Source organism: Pseudomonas sp. NFX183, assembly GCF_047943075.1.
Classification (GTDB): domain Bacteria; phylum Pseudomonadota; class Gammaproteobacteria; order Pseudomonadales; family Pseudomonadaceae; genus Aquipseudomonas.
On the sequence record NZ_CP181333.1, the window covers coordinates 3,347,761 to 3,364,916 of the forward strand.

Annotated in this window: 15 protein-coding genes; 8 read left to right on the forward strand and 7 right to left on the reverse strand. The window is 58.6% G+C overall.

The genetic code is table 11. From position 1 onward, the window contains the following. Positions 1 to 11 precede the first annotated feature (11 nt). The 4 genes from leuA to ACM530_RS15635 form a co-directional block, all read right to left on the reverse strand. Entirely contained in the window at positions 12 to 1,691 is a 1,680-nt protein-coding gene (gene leuA, locus ACM530_RS15620) for a 2-isopropylmalate synthase (RefSeq protein ID WP_083356880.1), read from the reverse strand. A gap of 324 nt (positions 1,692 to 2,015) precedes the next feature. Beyond that, complete coding sequence (locus tag ACM530_RS15625; protein WP_145164186.1) at positions 2,016 to 2,837, reverse strand: peptidoglycan DD-metalloendopeptidase family protein; 822 nt, start codon at positions 2,835 to 2,837, stop codon at positions 2,016 to 2,018. 3 nt (positions 2,838 to 2,840) lie between these two features. Then, positions 2,841 to 4,220, reverse strand: a complete 1,380-nt coding sequence (xseA, locus tag ACM530_RS15630) for an exodeoxyribonuclease VII large subunit (protein WP_106578280.1) — start codon at positions 4,218 to 4,220, stop codon at positions 2,841 to 2,843. A 10-nt stretch (positions 4,221 to 4,230) separates the two neighbouring features. Continuing rightward, complete coding sequence (locus ACM530_RS15635) at positions 4,231 to 5,121, reverse strand: LysR family transcriptional regulator (RefSeq protein WP_416362636.1); 891 nt, start codon at positions 5,119 to 5,121, stop codon at positions 4,231 to 4,233. 99 nt (positions 5,122 to 5,220) lie between these two features. Here ACM530_RS15635 and ACM530_RS15640 point away from each other — a divergent pair, with 99 nt between their 5' ends. The 8 genes from ACM530_RS15640 (at position 5,221) to ACM530_RS15675 (ending at position 13,537) form a co-directional block, all read left to right on the forward strand. Beyond that, complete coding sequence (locus ACM530_RS15640; RefSeq protein ID WP_416365097.1) at positions 5,221 to 5,988, forward strand: sulfite exporter TauE/SafE family protein; 768 nt, start codon at positions 5,221 to 5,223, stop codon at positions 5,986 to 5,988. Between the two features lie 92 nt (positions 5,989 to 6,080). Beyond that, positions 6,081 to 6,629 carry a hypothetical protein gene (locus tag ACM530_RS15645; RefSeq protein ID WP_025859262.1) on the forward strand — a complete coding sequence of 183 codons (549 nt, stop codon included), beginning with the start codon at positions 6,081 to 6,083 and terminating at the stop codon, positions 6,627 to 6,629. Between the two features lie 104 nt (positions 6,630 to 6,733). After that, entirely contained in the window at positions 6,734 to 8,203 is a 1,470-nt protein-coding gene (gene guaB, locus ACM530_RS15650; RefSeq protein ID WP_016977684.1) for an IMP dehydrogenase, read from the forward strand. Positions 8,204 to 8,287: 84 nt separating this feature from the next. Next, positions 8,288 to 9,865, forward strand: coding sequence for a glutamine-hydrolyzing GMP synthase (gene guaA, locus ACM530_RS15655; RefSeq protein WP_145164180.1), 1,578 nt, complete (start codon positions 8,288 to 8,290; stop codon positions 9,863 to 9,865). Between the two features lie 308 nt (positions 9,866 to 10,173). Then, on the forward strand, positions 10,174 to 11,382 hold the full coding sequence (locus ACM530_RS15660) for a tyrosine-type recombinase/integrase (protein WP_024777065.1): 1,209 nt from the start codon (positions 10,174 to 10,176) through the stop codon (positions 11,380 to 11,382). Positions 11,383 to 11,685: 303 nt separating this feature from the next. Further along, positions 11,686 to 11,916, forward strand: coding sequence for a helix-turn-helix transcriptional regulator (locus ACM530_RS15665; protein ID WP_024777066.1), 231 nt, complete (start codon positions 11,686 to 11,688; stop codon positions 11,914 to 11,916). A gap of 3 nt (positions 11,917 to 11,919) precedes the next feature. Continuing rightward, the gene (locus ACM530_RS15670; RefSeq protein WP_024777067.1) at positions 11,920 to 12,798 is read left to right on the forward strand and encodes a helicase RepA family protein; all 879 of its coding nucleotides are present in this window, start codon (positions 11,920 to 11,922) and stop codon (positions 12,796 to 12,798) included. A gap of 232 nt (positions 12,799 to 13,030) precedes the next feature. Further along, positions 13,031 to 13,537, forward strand: coding sequence for a hypothetical protein (locus ACM530_RS15675; RefSeq protein WP_238545194.1), 507 nt, complete (start codon positions 13,031 to 13,033; stop codon positions 13,535 to 13,537). A 469-nt stretch (positions 13,538 to 14,006) separates the two neighbouring features. Here ACM530_RS15675 and ACM530_RS15680 read toward each other — a convergent pair whose 3' ends face one another. The 3 genes from ACM530_RS15680 to trbL form a co-directional block, all read right to left on the reverse strand. Then, positions 14,007 to 14,606 (reverse strand): hypothetical protein, encoded by a 600-nt coding sequence (locus ACM530_RS15680; RefSeq protein ID WP_416362637.1) that lies wholly within the window; start codon positions 14,604 to 14,606, stop codon positions 14,007 to 14,009. Between the two features lie 616 nt (positions 14,607 to 15,222). Beyond that, the gene (locus tag ACM530_RS15685) at positions 15,223 to 15,534 is read right to left on the reverse strand and encodes a hypothetical protein (RefSeq protein ID WP_286799752.1); all 312 of its coding nucleotides are present in this window, start codon (positions 15,532 to 15,534) and stop codon (positions 15,223 to 15,225) included. 2 nt (positions 15,535 to 15,536) lie between these two features. Then, positions 15,537 to 17,156, reverse strand: a complete 1,620-nt coding sequence (gene trbL / locus ACM530_RS15690; RefSeq protein WP_416362638.1) for a P-type conjugative transfer protein TrbL — start codon at positions 17,154 to 17,156, stop codon at positions 15,537 to 15,539.

Consider the following 17,156-nt stretch of genomic DNA (forward strand, 5'->3'; position numbering starts at 1 on the left):
TACGACGCGGCTTACGCCGCTTTCGCTTCCTGCTGGCTCAACGAGCGGTTCAGCGCACTGAACAGCGCCTTGAAGCTGGCTGTGGTGATGTTTTCATCAATGCCCACGCCATGCACCGGACGCTCGCCATTCACACGCAGCTCAATGTAGGCCGCTGCCTTGGCGTTGGTGCCTGCACCGATGGCATGTTCGTTGTAGTCCATGATCTCCACACCAATCGGCAAGCCAGCCACCAGCGCTTCCAGGGCGCCGTTGCCTTTGCCTTTCCAGTGCAGGTTGGTTTCGCCCTGGCCTTTGCCCGAGACTTCCACTTCGACAAAGCTGTTGCCGTTTTCTTCCTGCAGACGATGGCTGACCAGCGCGTACGGCGTGTTGGCTTGCAGGTATTCACGCTGCAGCAAGGCGTAGATCTGTGGCGCGGTCATCTCAAGACCCACGCGGTCGGTTTCAGCCTGGACCACCTGGCTGAATTCGATCTGCATGCGGCGCGGCAAGCTGATGTCGTATTCCTGCTCCAGCAGGTAGGCGATGCCGCCTTTGCCCGACTGGCTGTTCACACGAATCACCGCTTCGTAGCTGCGGCCAATGTCGGCCGGGTCGATCGGCAAGTACGGCACTTCCCACAGCGCGTCGGCTTTCTGCTGGGTGAAGCCCTTGCGGATCGCGTCCTGGTGGGAGCCGGAGAACGCGGTGTGCACCAGGTCGCCGACGTACGGGTGGCGTGGGTGCACCTGGATCTGGTTGCATTCCTCGACCACTTTGCGCACGCCGTCGATGTCGGAGAAGTCCAGTTGTGGGTCGAGACCCTGGGTGTACATGTTCAGGGCCACGGTGACGAGGTCGACGTTACCGGTGCGCTCGCCGTTGCCGAACAGGCAGCCTTCGACACGGTCGGCGCCGGCCATCAGGCCCAGCTCGGTGGCGGCTACGCCGGTGCCACGGTCGTTGTGGGTGTGCAGGCTGATGATCACGCTGTCGCGGCGGTTGATATGACGACCGAACCACTCGATCTGGTCGGCATAGATGTTCGGCGTTGCGCACTCAACGGTGGCGGGCAGGTTGAGGATCATCTTGTGCTCGGGCGTCGGGTTCCACACCTCGATCACCGCGTCACACACTTCCTTGGCGAACTCCAGTTCAGTGGCGCTGAAGGTTTCCGGGGAGTATTCGAAGGTCCACTGGGTTTCCGGCTGCTGGGCGGCGTATTTGACGAACAGCTTGGCGGCGTTGACCGCGATGGCCTTGATGCCGTCCTTGTCCTGGTTGAACACGATGCGGCGGAAGGACGGCGAAGTGGCGTTGTACAAGTGCACGATGGCCTTTTTGGCGCCGCGCAGGGATTCGAAGGTGCGTGCGATCAAGTCTTCACGGCCCTGGGTCAGCACCTGGATGGTGGTGTCCTCGGGGATATGGTTGTCTTCGATCAGGGTGCGCACGAAGTCAAAGTCGGTTTGCGAGGCAGCCGGGAACGAGGCTTCGATTTCCTTCACGCCCACCGCAACCAGGGTCTTCCAGAAACGCAGTTTTTTCGCGGCGTCCATCGGTTCGATCAGCGACTGGTTGCCATCACGCAAGTCGGAACTGCACCAGATCGGCGCTTCGGTGATGGTTTTCGACGGCCAGGTGCGGTCCGGGATATCGATGGTCGGGAACGCACGGTACTTCGAAGACGGGTCTTTGAGCATGCTCATCGGGAAATCCTTTGTTGTAGGGGCCGAGAAAAGGCGGCCTGCCGTAGAACTGTTTTTAGGGATAAAGCAAGAAGACGAGGCAGATCGATTCAGCCTGGCAGTCGTGCGCTGACGAGGCACAGGCTGCGGTGCTGGCGGAGCTGAATGAGGGTGTGAGAGGTTTTCATAAGCTCAACCCTAACCGCCGGGGTGAAAGATGGCAAGCAGTCGAGAAAAATTGAGATAAGTTCTGCTATTGGCGTGGGAAACGAGATCTTATGGTTTGGAATTAGCTGCAGGCTCGTTTTAATTGCGCGCCCTTGATCGGGCGCGCAATCGCTTCATTCAGGGCTGGAACGCGCCGATGAAGATCGCCGGGTCGACCCGTGCATCGTTGAGGCTGATGTTCCAATGCATGTGCGGCCCGGTCGCGCGGCCCGTCGAGCCGACCTTGCCCACCACCGCACCGCGCGCCAGTTGGTCGCCCACCTTCACATCAATCTTCGACATATGGCAGAACATGCTGATAAAGCCCTGGCCATGGTCGACAAAGACGGTGTTGCCGTTGAAGAAGTAGTTGCCGGTGAGGATGACTTTACCGGCCGCCGGGGTCTTGATCGGCGTGCCGGCACCGACGGCGAAGTCGAGGCCCGAATGCGGGTTGCGCTCCTCGCCGTTAAAGAACCGGCGTACGCCAAACTTGCTCGACAGCGGCCCGTTCACGGGTTTATCCAGTAGCAGGTTGCTGGGCGTGTTCGGACTGAAACTGCGGTAAGCCTTGAGCTGGACCGCCAGTTCGCCCTCGATGCGCTTGAGCTGTGCCGGGTCCGGATTGACCTGGCTTTTGTTTTTCAGGGTGATGTGCTGCTCGGGGTATTTCTTGAAGCCCACCACGAACGGTAGGGTTTGCCCACCGCTGGTGAGGCGTTGGGTGCCAGGTTTAACCGTCAGAGGAATCCCGACAATCGCCAGCCAGGTGTTCTGTTCCTTGACCACCAACACCGGCCTGTTCTGGTAGGTGGCTTTCGGCGCGGTTGCCGACGTACCCAGATCGACCACTGCGACGCCACCTGGCACCGGCTTGTTCAGCAGCCGAGTGATGTAGCTGTCGGCGTGGGCATTGAAGGTGAGGCACAACAGCATCAGCAGGCTAAATAGACGGGGCATCAATCAATCCAATAACGAAAGGGTGACGGGCGTCAGGTGGTTATCTTCCACCCGCACCTGCAATTGGCCTTCACCGAGGCGCGCGGTCAGGCGTTGGCCGGTGTGGGTTTGCGCGGCGTTGCGGATCGCCTGGCCACGCTCGTCCAGCAAAATGCTGTAGCCACGGCCCAGGGTCGCCAGTGGGCTGACCACTTGCAGCGTCTGCACCTGGCTTTGCAGTTGCAAGCGACGCGCCTTGAGGCCTTCGCGCATGGCGCGCGGCAGGCGTTCGGCGAGGCTGTCCAGGCGCTGGCGCAGCAGGGCCAGCTGACGGCCGGGGTGCTGACCGGCGAGGCGGGTTTCCAGGCGGATCAGGCGTTCGCGGCGGGTATTGAGGCTGCGTTCGAAGGCGCGGCGCATGCGCATGTCCAGGTCATCCAGGCGCTGGGCCTGTTGGCGCAGACGTTCGCCGGGGTGACGCAGGCGACGGGCCATGCCTTCCAGGCGCAGGCGCTCGTGACTCAGGCGATTGCGCATCAGCATCACCAGGCGGCGGTGCAGGTTTTCGACCTGGCGCACCAAATGGCTGGCATCGGGGGCGAGCAATTCGGCGGCGGCGGAGGGCGTGGGCGCGCGCACGTCGGCCACGAAGTCGCAGATCGACACATCGGTTTCATGGCCGACGGCGCTGACAATCGGCGTCACACACGCGTCCACCGCGCGGGCCACGGCTTCCTCGTTGAAGCACCACAGATCTTCCAGAGAGCCGCCGCCGCGAGCGAGGATCAACGCGTCAAAGCCGCGCGCGTCGGCCAGCTTGAGGGCGCGCACAATCTGCGACACGGCCTCGCGACCTTGCACGGCCGTGGGGATCAGCGTCAATTCAACGTTTGGCGCGCGGCGGCCGAACACGCTGATGATGTCGCGGATCACCGCGCCTGTGGGCGAACTGATGATGCCAATGCGCCGAGGGTGCGCCGGCAGCGGCACCTTGCGTTCGGCACTGAACAGGCCTTCGGCGCTGAGCTTTTCCTTCAACGCATCAAAGGCCAGGCGCAGCGCGCCATCACCGGCGGGCTCTACCGTGTCGAGGATCAATTGATAGTCGCCACGGCCCTCGAACAGCGAGACCTTGCCGCGCACTTTGACCGCCAAGCCATCCTTCAAGGCCTGGCGCACCCGTGCGGCGTTGTTGCGAAACAACGCGCAACGCACTTGGGCGCCGCTGTCCTTGAGGGTGAAATACACATGGCCGGACGCCGGGCGGGCGAGGTTGGAGATCTCGCCTTCGACCCAGATATTGGTGAACACGTCTTCCAGCAACACCCGCGCGCGGCCGTTGAGCTGGCTGACAGTCAGGACTTCGCGGTCCAGGCCCAGACGGGCAAAAGGATCTTTAATCATGGGCGGCAGTTTATAGGCATTCGCGCAAGGTTTGGCAGAATTGCTCGACCAGCGCGCTCGGCGTCTGCGCGCAGGCCAGGGCCACGGTGCTGAGGCAGTCCGGATCAGCCAGGGGCAAAAAGTGCAGGTTGGCGGGTGCGATGTCCTGCATGGATTTTGGTAACAAGGCAATTCCGAAGCCGGCCTGGATCAGTTGCAGCTGCGTGGTTTTGCGTGACATCACCCGTGCAGCCTTGGGGAAAAATCCGGCGCGCATGCAGAGTTCGGCTGACAGATAACTCAGGCCGCCGCGCTGAGGATGGGGGATCGAGATAAACACTTCGTCCTTGAGCTGTTCCAGTTCGACAGGTGCATTGCTGCGGGCCAGCGCGTGGTCAGGCGGCACAGCCAGCACCAGCTGTTCGCTGTACAAGGGCATCACCCGGACACCTTCGCGTTGGCGCAACACCGGCAAGCGCAACAGCCCGACTTCAAGTCGACCCTCGGCGATTTCCTCAAGTTGCGCTTCCGAGGACAGTTTGACGATGTCCATCGACACACCAGGGCAGCGCTCCAGCCAGGTGCTGATGGCTTTCAACAAGTGCCCGCTCATCGGCACGGTGCTCGAGTGGCTCAGGCGCAACGTGCCCAACTGGCCATTGCCCACCTGCGTGGCCATTTCGCCGGCCTTGAGCAACTCGCTCAGCAGGTTGCGCGCCCGTGGGTAAAAGGCTTCGCCGGCCGCCGTCAGCCGAGGTTGGCGCGCGGTGCGTTCGAACAGTGGCGTTTGCAGCTGGGTTTCCAGCTCCTTGATTTGTCGGCTCAAGGCCGACTGCGCCACAAACAGGCGTTCGGCGGCGGCGCTGAAGCTGCCGCTGTCGGCGATTTCGACGAAGTAGCGCAGTTGGCGAGTGGAAATCACGCGTCATGCCTTTTCGAGATAAGTGGAGGGCTTTGAAGATATTAGTCGCAACATTCGACGATGGCTAAAGTGACCGTCATCTCTTTCAAGGAAGTGCCCATGAGCCCGGTTGAGCTGATGAGTCAGTGGTCATTCAGCGGCGTTGATTGGCTGGTGATCGGCCTCGGCATTGTCGTGGCCTACGTCGCGTTTGGTATCGCAGGCTTTGGTACGGCGCTGGTCGCGGGGCCGATCCTGATCGTGTTTATGCCGTTGTCGAAACTTATCCCGCTGCTGGTGTTGCTGGATTTTGTCGCGGCCTTTGGCAACCTGCTGCAATCGCGGCGGGAGGTGAACAAGCCGGAGCTGTTGCGATTGCTGCCGTGCATGGCCATTGGTTGCACGCTTGGGGTGGTGTTTTTGCTCAATCTGCACTCGGACCTGTTGCTGCTGTTGATGGGGCTGTTTATCAGCGCCTATGCGATTTACAGCCTGTCGGTAAAGGCGCGGCCGACGCAGCTGGCGGCGGGCTGGTCGATTCCCATGGGCACGGTCGGCGGGTTGTTTGGTGCGTTGTTTGGCAGTGGCGGCTTTTTATATGCGATCTACCTGAACAGTCGTTTGCCCAAGGACGCGGCGCGGGCCACGCAAAGTGCGTTAATCAGTTGCAGCACCGTGGTGCGCCTGAGCCTGTTCCTGATTGCCGGGGTGTACGCGGACTGGCCGCTGTTGCTGTTGGCGCTGTGCCTGTTGCCGGCGATGGCCTTGGGGCTGTGGGTGGGGCGCAGGCTGACAATGCGTATGTCGCGTGAAGCCTTTGTGCGGTTGGTGACGTGGCTGGTGCTGGCGAGCGGCCTTGCGTTGATTGCCCGTTACTTGAGTACTTGACCTGTGGGTATCAGGGATTAAGCTGCCGGGCTCTGGGGTCTTAATCGCGGGCTTGCCCGCGATGGGGCCAGAAGCCACACCGCAGGACTCTCATGAACTCCCAAAGCATCCTTGTCCCGAAAATTTCCACCTTGCCCGTCCACGAGCCCCGCGCGCGGGCAATCGTGCGCTGGCTGGTGCGCAAGAACATCATCAAGGAAGAGCTGACCACCTGCGGGCGCACCGGCAATCGCATGGGCTACGCCCTGGCCGACGGCGCCCGTGCCGTGGTGCTGCACCCGGAGGCGCTGCCGTTCAACGAGCCGATCAATGGCCTCGAGATTATCTACAAACGCTGCATCTACACGCCGGCCAAGGGCTTTCTCGAAGAAGCCGGCTGCCCTGAATGCCTCAAGGAAGTCGGCGAGGCTCTCTTCGAAAGCCTGGAAGACTGGATGCCCGGCCACACCGACAACTTCACTTGCCCGCTGTGTGGGCATGAAGATGACATCAACGGGTTTCTGTTCCTGCAGGAATGCGGGTTTTCCAACCTGGGGTTCATTTTCAACAATTGGGCAGAGGCGGGTTTCAAGCAGAGCTTTATCGACGAATTTGCCGATTGGTTGGACCAGAAGATGAGTTGGGTCAAAGTCGAGCTTTAACCCTTCTATCAGTATTACCAAGTTTGTCAGAGTTTTACATTGAGCCTGACAGGGTGCATGTATATAATGGCGCGCTTCCATTTTCCCGCTCGGGAGCCCCCGCGATGCTGCGTATCAGCCAAGAAGCTCTGACATTCGACGACATTCTCCTAGTGCCCGGTTATTCCGAGGTACTTCCTAACGAAGTCAGTCTCAAGACCCGCCTAACCCGTGGCATCGAGCTGAATATTCCCCTGGTTTCTGCTGCCATGGACACCGTCACCGAAGCCCGTTTGGCAATCGCCATGGCTCAGGAAGGCGGCATCGGCATCATCCACAAGAACATGACCATCGAGCAGCAAGCTGCCGAAGTGCGCAAGGTCAAGCGTTACGAAGCCGGTGTGGTGAAAGATCCAATCACCATCGAAGCCGACGCCACCGTGCGTGACCTGTTCGACCTGACCCGCCTGCACAACATCTCCGGCGTCCCGGTGCTGCACGATGGCGACCTGGTCGGCATCGTCACTTCCCGCGACGTGCGTTTCGAGAACCGTCTTGAAGTCACCGTCCGCGAAGTGATGACGCCTAAAGAGCGCCTCGTCACTGTCAAGGAAGGCGCCGACAAGAACGATGTGCGCGAGCTGCTGCACAAGCACCGCATCGAGCGCGTGCTGATCGTCGACGACAAATTCGCCCTCAAAGGCATGATGACCGTCAACGACATCGAAAAAGCCAAGGCTTACCCGCTGGCCAGCAAGGATGACCAAGGTCGTCTGCGCGTTGGCGCTGCGGTCGGCACCGGTAAAGACACCGGTGATCGCGTTTCGGCCCTGGTCGCTGCCGGCGTTGACGTGGTGGTGGTCGACACCGCCCACGGTCACTCCAAAGGCGTGATCGACCGCGTGCGCTGGGTCAAACAGAATTTCCCTGACGTGCAAGTCATCGGCGGCAACATTGCCACCGGCGCTGCCGCCAAGGCCCTAGCCGAAGCGGGCGCCGACGCCGTCAAGGTCGGTATCGGCCCGGGCTCGATCTGCACCACGCGTATCGTCGCCGGTGTGGGCGTGCCACAAATCAGCGCCATCGCCAACGTCGCCGCTGCCCTTGAAGGCACCGGCGTGCCGTTGATCGCCGACGGCGGCATCCGTTTCTCCGGTGACCTGTCCAAGGCCATCGTCGCCGGTGCTTCCTGCGTGATGATGGGCTCGATGTTTGCCGGTACTGAAGAAGCGCCGGGCGAGATCGAACTGTTCCAGGGTCGTTCGTACAAGGCTTACCGCGGCATGGGTTCGCTGGGCGCCATGTCCCAGGCGCAAGGCTCTTCTGATCGTTACTTCCAGGACTCCTCGGCAGGCGCCGAGAAGCTCGTACCGGAAGGCATCGAAGGCCGTGTGCCGTACAAAGGCACCCTGAGCGCGATCATCCATCAACTGATGGGCGGCCTGCGTTCCTCGATGGGCTACACCGGCAGCGCCGACATCGAAGAAATGCGCACCAAGCCTGAATTTGTACGGATCACCGGCGCCGGCATGGCTGAATCCCATGTCCACGACGTGCAGATCACCAAGGAAGCGCCAAACTACCGCGTAGGTTGAGGCTTCCAGCAAAATGTTAAGTAACCGGGGCTGTTTTATTCAGCCCCGAGTTGTTTCTGAATTACATAGACGAGACTGATCCTCATGGCCCTCGACATTCACGCCCACCGCATTCTGATCCTCGACTTCGGTTCCCAGTACACCCAGCTGATCGCCCGCCGCGTGCGCGAAATCGGCGTGTACTGCGAACTGCACCCGTTCGACATGGATGACGAAGCGATTCGCGAATTCGCCCCTAAAGGCGTCATCCTCGCCGGTGGCCCCGAGTCCGTGCACGAAGCCAACAGCCCGCGCTGCCCGCAAGCCGTATTCGACCTGGGCGTGCCCGTCTTCGGTATCTGCTACGGCATGCAGACCATGGCCGAGCAACTGGGCGGCAAGGTTGAAGGTTCCGAGCTGCGTGAATTCGGTTACGCCCGTGTTGATGTGGTCGGCAAGAGCCGCCTGCTGGACGGCATCGAAGACCACATCGACGCCGACGGCCTGTTCGGCCTCGACGTGTGGATGAGCCATGGTGACAAGGTCACCAAGATGCCGGAAGACTTCCACATCCTGGCCAGCACCCCGAGCTGCCCGATCGCCGGCATGTTCAACGACGAGCGCGGCTACTACGGCGTGCAGTTCCACCCGGAAGTGACCCACACCAAGCAAGGCGGTCGCATCCTGTCGCGCTTCATCCTCGACATCTGCGAGTGTGAAGCCCTTTGGACCCCGTCGAAGATCGCTGAAGACGCCATCGCCCAGGTGCGCGCCCAGGTCGGCACCGACAACGTGCTGCTCGGCCTGTCCGGCGGCGTTGACTCCTCGGTAGTTGCTGCCCTGTTGCACAAAGCCATCGGCGACCAGTTGACCTGCGTGTTCGTCGACAACGGCCTGCTGCGGCTGCACGAAGGCGAGCAAGTGATGGCCATGTTCGCCGAGAACATGGGCGTCAAGGTGATCCGCGCCAACGCGGAAGACCAGTTCCTGAACAACCTGGCCGGCGAGTCCGATCCAGAGAAGAAGCGCAAGATCATCGGCCGCACCTTCATCGACGTATTCGATGCCCAGTCCAACAAACTGGACAACATCAAGTACCTCGCCCAGGGCACCATCTACCCGGACGTGATCGAGTCGGCCGGCGCCAAGAGCGGCAAGGCCCACGTGATCAAGTCCCACCACAACGTGGGTGGCCTGCCTGAGGAAATGAACCTCAAGCTGGTAGAACCGCTGCGCGAGCTGTTCAAAGACGAAGTCCGCCGTCTGGGCCTGGAACTCGGCCTGCCGTACGACATGGTCTACCGCCACCCATTCCCAGGCCCGGGCCTGGGCGTGCGGATTCTTGGTGAAGTGAAGAAGGAATACGCCGACCTGCTGCGTCGCGCCGACCACATCTTCATCGAAGAACTGCGCAAGGCCGACTGGTACCACAAGGTCAGCCAGGCGTTCGTGGTGTTCCAGCCAGTTAAGTCGGTAGGCGTGGTAGGCGATGGCCGTCGTTACGCATGGGTTGTTGCCCTGCGTGCGGTGGAAACCATCGACTTCATGACCGCCCGTTGGGCGCACCTGCCTTACGAGCTGCTGGAGACTGTCAGCGGTCGTATCATCAATGAGATCGAAGGTATTTCGCGCGTGACGTATGACGTGTCGAGCAAGCCGCCGGCGACGATTGAGTGGGAATGATTGGACGTCCGGCATTGTCCGGCACCAACTAGCAAGAAATGCCCTGGAGCCCGCGTAATTTCGGGCTTTTAGCTTTTTGGGTCTGGCAAATTCTGGCAGCTTTGTGCATCGCCAAGCACCGTGTTTGTATGGCATGGTACAGGGCATTGACTGAGCCAAATGCCATGTTCGGTGCTCGATACCATGTCGCCCTAGTAGGGAAGGGCATGGTATCAAATCTCATCATCAGCCCGGTTTCATTGGGTTTTATACTGGTGCATGAGTGCTTTTCTGAGCATGGTATTTTTTCCATGGGATCCGTAACCGCCATGCTGACCGATACCAAGCTGCGTAACCTCAAACCGCAAGAAAAACTCTACAAGGTGAACGACCGCGACGGGCTGTACGTGGCCGTCACTGCTGCCGGTTCCATCTCATTTCGTTACAACTACTCAATCAATGGCCGTCAGGAGACCATCACGTTCGGTCGTTATGGCGTGGGTGGCATCACACTTGCGGAAGCCAGAGAGCGCCTGGGCGAGGCTAAAAAGATGGTTTCGGCGGGTAAGTCACCTGCCAAAGAGAAAGCCCGTGCCAAGGCACGCACCAAAGGGGCAGAGACATTTGATGCGTGGGCTGAGAAATGGCTGCGTGGGTATCAGATGGCTGACTCGACGCGTGACATGCGCCGGTCGGTTTACGAGCGCGAGCTAAAGCCGCACTTCGGTAATCAGAAACTGGTGGAAATCAATCATGAGGATCTGCGAACGCTAACTGATGCAATTGTGGAGCGTGGAGCTCCAGCCACGGCTGTGCACTCCCGCGAGATTGTGATGCAGGTGTTCCGATGGGCGATAGAGCGTGGCCAGAAGGTCGAGAACCCGGCGGATCTGGTACGTCCTGCAAGCATCGCTAAATTCGAGCCACGTGACCGCGCTTTAGGACCTGACGAAATCGCGTTGATGTATCAATACCTGGACCGCATCGGCACCGCCTCATCCGTGAGAGTCGCCGCTAAGCTGTTGTTGCTGACCATGGTTCGTAAAAGTGAATTGACCAACGCTACCTGGAACGAAATCAATTTCAGCGAAGCCCTATGGACCATTCCGAAAGAGCGGATGAAGCGCCGCAACCCCCATTTGGTGTTCTTATCTCAGCAGGCTTTGGATTTCTTCATTGCGTTGAAGACGTTTGCTGGTGGTTCAGATTACGTCTTTCCCTCTCGGTACGATTCTGACTTGCCAATGAGCACCGCGACGATCAATCAGGTGCTGACGCTGACTTATCGGCTCGCGCAGAAAGAAGGGCAGCCGCTGAGCAAGTTCGGCCCGCATGATTTGAGGCGCACAGCAAGCACGCTGCTGCATGAGGCGGGTTACAACTCAGACTGGATTGAGAAGTGCCTTGCGCACGAGCAGAAGGGCGTACGGGCCGTTTACAACAAGGCTGAATACCGTGATCAGCGTCGGGCGATGTTGCAAGATTGGGCGGATATGATTGACGAATGGACGCGTAAGAGAACACGTTCAGAGAGTTGATTGCGTTTTGCGTGATGGGGTAATCGGGAGCTGATCTAGTTTTCTCTATCAAAAAACCACATTCGTGGTTTTTTTTCTGTCCGGAAACTACCCGTTTGTGGGACACATTTTTCCTGACGTCTTTGACGAAAAAAAATCCTGAAAGAACAACGACATCGTGTTGTTTTTCTGTCCCGAAACTATACGTTTGTAGGACAGTAAGTTTCTGATTTTAAAGGGAATAAATCCATAAATATCTGTGGAATGCTCTGGAAATATGGGGCAATAATCGAACCTCAAATGCGACAAAACGAGGAGTTCGGTGTGGAAAAAGAATCGAGGAAGTCGAGCAAAGTGCTCATCAGCAAAAAGCAATTGCTGGCAATGATTCCCTTGTGTGAGCGGACGATTTATAACTTCGAAAAGCAGGGGAAATTCCCTCGTCGCATTGCCGTTAGCAGCCGGAAGGTCGTCTGGGATTTGGAAGAGGTCGAGACATGGATTGATACGTGCAGGCAATCCGGCCCGGCCACGCGTCCCGGAATGGGAGCTTGAGTTGTGGCGATTGACTTACGGGCAGCATTCGAGAACGAACCGCCCACACTGGACTTCATATGGCCTGGCTTCCTCGCTGGCACAGTGGGAGCATTGGTAGCTCCCGGAGCTACAGGGAAGAGCTTCTGGGCGTTGGAAGCGGCGATGGCTATCGCATGCAGCGTTGCCGGCGGTGATCTTGTAGGGCTTGCCCCCTCATGCGCTGGTCGAGTGGTCTATTTCGCCGGAGAAGATCCCGAAGTCGCGTTGGTGCGCCGCATTCATGCCATAGGCCAGCACTTAAATCAGCAGGCACGCGAGGCCATAGCGAAGAACCTCGTCCTTGAGTCGATCATGGGCAAACGACTAAACGTTATGGATGATCGGCATCTTGCCCGTATCACCGAGTTTTGCATCGGTGCCCGGTTGATCGTACTGGATACACTTAGCCGGATTCACGATCGTGACGAGAACAGCAACGGCGACATGTCTCGGCTTGTCGCCACGCTTGAGCACGTTGCGGCCAGCACCGGAGCATCGGTGCTTTACCTTCATCATGTCAGTAAAGGCAGCGCTCGCGAGGGTCAAGTCGATCAGCAGCAGGCAGCGCGGGGCGCATCAGCTCTAATCGATAACGCCCGTTGGTGCGGCTTCGTGGCCAAGATGACAGAGGACGAGGCAAAGCGACTGAGTGATCGCACCTATGAGCGACAGGCCATTGGCAACGATAGGCGCAAGTTTTTTGTTCGTTTCGGTGTTAGCAAGCAGAACTACGACGCCACCCCGCTCGACCAATGGTACCAGCGCCAGGAAGGCGGCGTTCTTGTGCCGGTTGAGTTGGCGGAAGTGAAGAAAGGTAGCCCGCTGCAAGTCGTAAACGGAAGTGACGATGAGCGGTGGTAACGCCGTGGTCCCCACCAGTTCTATCGCACAGGCCAGAGTGATGCTTTATCAGCCTAGCCAGCGCCCGCGACTGCGGGAGGGTAATTGGGCAGAAACATCATTTGGGCGCTGCCGCGTGACAGGCAGACTAGGGCAGAGGCACGCGGACATACTGGAAGCTGTTCTGTACTGCGCAGAACGTCGACGGTCTGTCTCAGATGGTGGCGTAGAACTTCTGGTAGATCCCGCGCGTGTGAGAAAGACACTTTCCGATAGCCGCTACAGCTTCACACAGATCGAAAAGCTGCTCGCCGAACTGCGAGCCGCAACGATCATAATTGAAACGCCGCAATTTGATTTTCCAATCATCGGCGGATTGATTGACCACGTCATCCCTTCACCCATGACACGTCCCGATCCTCTGACAGGAGGAGCCCGGAACCTATGGCGGGTGCGGCTCGGAATTGCGCTTGTAATGCTCCTTGAGCATGATCTGAGTCTCTACTACGACCCAGCTCCCATTGCGCGCCTCCAGCACGGCATAAGCCAAGCGGTAGCTCGGCACGTTTTGAGCCACAAAGTAGTGCCTACAGGCGGTTGGTATCTAGACACCGTTATCGTGGCGGTAGCCGGACAAGCCTCAAGTCAGGACATGCGCAATGCGCGGCGAAGGCTCAAGGAGGAAGCTGAAGATCTAAGGGGAATTGGGCTTGTACTTGATGGTGATCGCATCAAGAAAAGCAGTGCTTGCAGCAGCTGAAGCGTGCCATACCCGCCCGATGGCGTGTCACACCCGCCCGGTAGCGCGTCACACCCGCCCGAAACGTGCCACACCCGCCCGGGGTTAGCAGGATCTTCAGGATATTCAGTCCTGCGCGGCGCAGCCCGCGCCTAGGCGCGGTCAGGCCTTGCCAGTCGGCCTACGGCCGTTTGGCACCAAAAGGAAGAGCGATTGTCCGTCGAGCGTGCCCGCAGAAGCGCTCAGAAGCTTACGTGATGGCCAGTGGGTGCCGATGCCGGGAAATAACACTCAAGTTGACCACGCCTTCGCATTGCCACTGACCAGTCATTTGCATCCGACTTAACCAGTTGTTTGTATCAAGTTTGACCAGCGCACTGGGTGCCCGGTCACCGGCAGAATTCGGCCAAAAACCAACGAGTCGAATACGACTACGAAAAATGGGGCAATTGAATGGAAAGAGCTCCTGAGAGCCCTTTCCAAACTGAAGTTACTCTATAACGGGATACCAAGTTGCATAGTTATCGCTGAAATCATCTAGCAAGGGGAATTCCTCGTTGCGCTTACCTTCTACAATGGCCTTATTCCTCTCGAATGCTTCCTTCATATGGTTTTTGCAGAGCTCTTCGGATATATAACACAGTCCATGCCAGCGATGACGCCATGCAATAAGCTGACGATAATTTTCAACTATATACACTGTTTTATTTAGCGATTTGCGAAGGCGCGGGGCCGATTCACCATTCAATGATCTAGGAACTCTGACCTCTTGTCCGAATTCGTCCCATCCAGCCCATTGACTATAAAACCTTAAGCGAGTGTCGTTGTTTACGGATAGGAATTCGAAATAGGCAATGCCTGGCTTTGGTTGAGCAACCTCACAATATCGGCGCATTAGCGTCGTAGATATATTGCCAATCAAGTCTTCAGATAGATGCTCAACGACCTTGCGGAAGTGATGGAAGTTGTTGAAGCCAAACTCTTTGCTGAGATGGGTCAGCCGTTGGCAATAACTGTATTCTCCAATGACGGATATCCGGGCAAGCCCCTTAAGGTCATCGATACATTGCGCTGCGCGTTGATGAAACATTGCTCACTCCTTTAGCCAAATCGGAGACGTGCCTCGATTAGCATGCTGCTTGCAGTGGCTAAATAAGTGGGTAAGTTCACTTAGATTTTTCGTATTTCCCATCGCAGCAGGGAGGCTACTTACGCCTTCCTCCATAAAATCATAAAATCCCGCCTTTCGTAAACTATTTTGTATTCTGCGCAACACCTATCAATAGTGACAGAACCATCAGTGGCTGACGCTTTCCACCTTCCATCGAGTCAGCAGCCCTGGATCGCGCTTTTGGTTGAATTTAGTTAGGTGTTCAGTTAGTCCGCGTCTGGCCGATTGCCGCTCTCCACGAAGGGCATCGTTGGGGCGACTTGCCGGAGATCGATGGGCTGAGACAAGTCCGTGCGTATTACTAATGGCGAAGCCCCGGTGCTTTTGACCGGCGTAACCGGGAGTAGCCCCCGTGATGAAATATCACGAGTAGCCGCAAGGACGGTGTGTCAACGCTGAGCGTTGTCCGCGGCTCGGGCAGCCCCGGTACAGGGCGGAGGGGTGTTTGGGCCCCAAGCTGGGTATACGATAGGAGGCTTGCTGTCTGGCAAGCCAGCCCCGCGCTAAGGCGGGGTTGCGTGGGACTGGCTATCGGTCACAGTTTCTCATGCTTCGCCGCTTCTTTCGCAGCTTGAATGGCCGCCAATACCTGCTGGTTCAGATAGGCGCCACTCTTGCTACCCAGCAGAGGTAAACGATTCAGGGTATGCGCCCCGGCAAACATGCGATAGGAAGCCGACAAGGCCAGCGGGCTTACTCGAAGCTGCAACGCCGTGTACTGCCGATCCAGCTTATCTAGCTGCGGCCCGTAACCTTTGCTTCGTAGCCACCGGCCGAGTGCCCACATGCCGATGGCGAACGTAAAGGCGAATACTACGAATCCAGCGAACATCAAAAAGCCCATCATGGTTATTTCTCCGGTTGATCGTTCGAGGTCATTCCCGGCACCTTGAGCGAGGCGAGGCGGCCGGTAGCAGAGTTAGTGTCCGAGGCCGGACGGATGACGTTAGGCCCAGCTTGTGAAGCTTCCGTGGCCGATTCTGCTCCATTGGCTGGAGTGGTCGAGTTGGTATAGTCGGAAACTGGTGGCGGAGATCCTGCACCAAGAGACAAGGCGTGCGCATTCTCCATACCTGGCACTGCCATCGAGGCCATCACGCCGAGCATCTTTGCGCCACCGTCGGCCACTTGGGAAAGCGCGCTGCCGGAGATTACAACTCCCCCTTCTGGTGTCCTCTGCTGGTCTTTGTCGTCGTTCCCCTGTGCGGCCTTTCCGGCCTGCTTGGCGACCTGCTGTACGCCGCTGCTTGGAGAGGACGGCGGGGCCGACGCCTGCCCGGGAGGATTGGCAGAGCTGCCGCCGACCTTCGCGCCTGCGGAACTGGCACTCTTGGCTGCTGCGCCGCCGGTGCTAGCACCCACGCCGGAGGACGCCGCTGCACCCATAGACGACGCGGCACCACCTGCGGAGCTGGCACCGGCAAAGCTGGAGTTAATCGCCCCCGCCAGACCGCTGCCGCCGAGTCCACCGACACCCGCCGCCCCAGCCCCGGCTGCGCTACCAGTACCGGCAGCACCGAGGGCAGCAGCAGGCGCCGCCGCCCCGGCTGTGGCGATGGTGGCCGCTGCAGCCGCCGCCCCGGCAGCACCGGCCACAGCCATCCCACCAATGGCCGAGCCACCGCCCATTGACGTCCCGCTAATCATGCCACCGATCAGGTCAGGAATTGTCTTCGTGAGGTAACAGCACACTAAGGCCAAACCGACCATCGTCATCAATGACGCTTCGTCATTGGTGTAGGCGGCCAACCACTGCTTTGCCGACTGGACGATCAGGCTGACAATCAGGGTCAGTACAAATAGCTTGGCGCCAATCGCAACGGTGAAGCGCATCGGCGCAATTGCAAAATCCCGCGTCCATTGCGAACCGCCAAAGCCGAAGAACAACACGGAAGCATTGATGATGACGTAAGACTCTACCAGCGTGACAAACATGAATGCAGCGATGAAGGCGAAACATGCCAACACAAGGATTGCGCACACAGCGATCAGAAGTCCCTTGGCTGGAGAAAACACTGAAATGCCTTCCACCATGGTGCGGCCAAAATCCAGCGCAACTGCCAGCATATCGCCGGGTTCTAACGCGCGCCCGAGGCCGCTCGCCGATGCCGCCGCATCACGGAAGCTATCGACAATGGCCGTCGACCATTCCACCGAGTACTTCATGACTGCAAGGAAGAAACCGATCACCAGCACGAAGCGCAGCAGCTCGCCGACAATTTCGCCGAAATCGGCTTGTTTCATGACCAGAGGCATGAACGTCCAGATGAACTGGATCGAGGCCAGCAGCCAGAACAGTCTGATGGCATAGTCATACAGCTTCCCTGACCACTGGTGCGACTGTTGCAAAACGAGGTCGAGTAGGCCCTGAATTGATGTATCGGCATGGGAAAGGTCGGTCGCGGCCACAGCATCTCCGCCCACGAACGCACCAGCCAAGGCGAGGAACAACAATAGACGACGATCCAT

Coding starts and splice junctions, on each gene's coding strand:
- leuA (WP_083356880.1), bottom strand. CDS start 1,691: ATGAGCATGCTCAAAGACCCGTCTTCGAAGTACCGTGCGTTCCCGACC.
- ACM530_RS15625 (WP_145164186.1), bottom strand. CDS start 2,837: ATGCCCCGTCTATTTAGCCTGCTGATGCTGTTGTGCCTCACCTTCAAT.
- xseA (WP_106578280.1), bottom strand. CDS start 4,220: ATGATTAAAGATCCTTTTGCCCGTCTGGGCCTGGACCGCGAAGTCCTG.
- ACM530_RS15640 (WP_416365097.1), top strand. CDS start 5,221: ATGAGCCCGGTTGAGCTGATGAGTCAGTGGTCATTCAGCGGCGTTGAT.
- ACM530_RS15645 (WP_025859262.1), top strand. CDS start 6,081: ATGAACTCCCAAAGCATCCTTGTCCCGAAAATTTCCACCTTGCCCGTC.
- guaB (WP_016977684.1), top strand. CDS start 6,734: ATGCTGCGTATCAGCCAAGAAGCTCTGACATTCGACGACATTCTCCTA.
- guaA (WP_145164180.1), top strand. CDS start 8,288: ATGGCCCTCGACATTCACGCCCACCGCATTCTGATCCTCGACTTCGGT.
- ACM530_RS15660 (WP_024777065.1), top strand. CDS start 10,174: ATGCTGACCGATACCAAGCTGCGTAACCTCAAACCGCAAGAAAAACTC.
- ACM530_RS15680 (WP_416362637.1), bottom strand. CDS start 14,606: ATGTTTCATCAACGCGCAGCGCAATGTATCGATGACCTTAAGGGGCTT.
- ACM530_RS15685 (WP_286799752.1), bottom strand. CDS start 15,534: ATGATGGGCTTTTTGATGTTCGCTGGATTCGTAGTATTCGCCTTTACG.
- trbL (WP_416362638.1), bottom strand. CDS start 17,156: ATGGATCGTCGTCTATTGTTGTTCCTCGCCTTGGCTGGTGCGTTCGTG.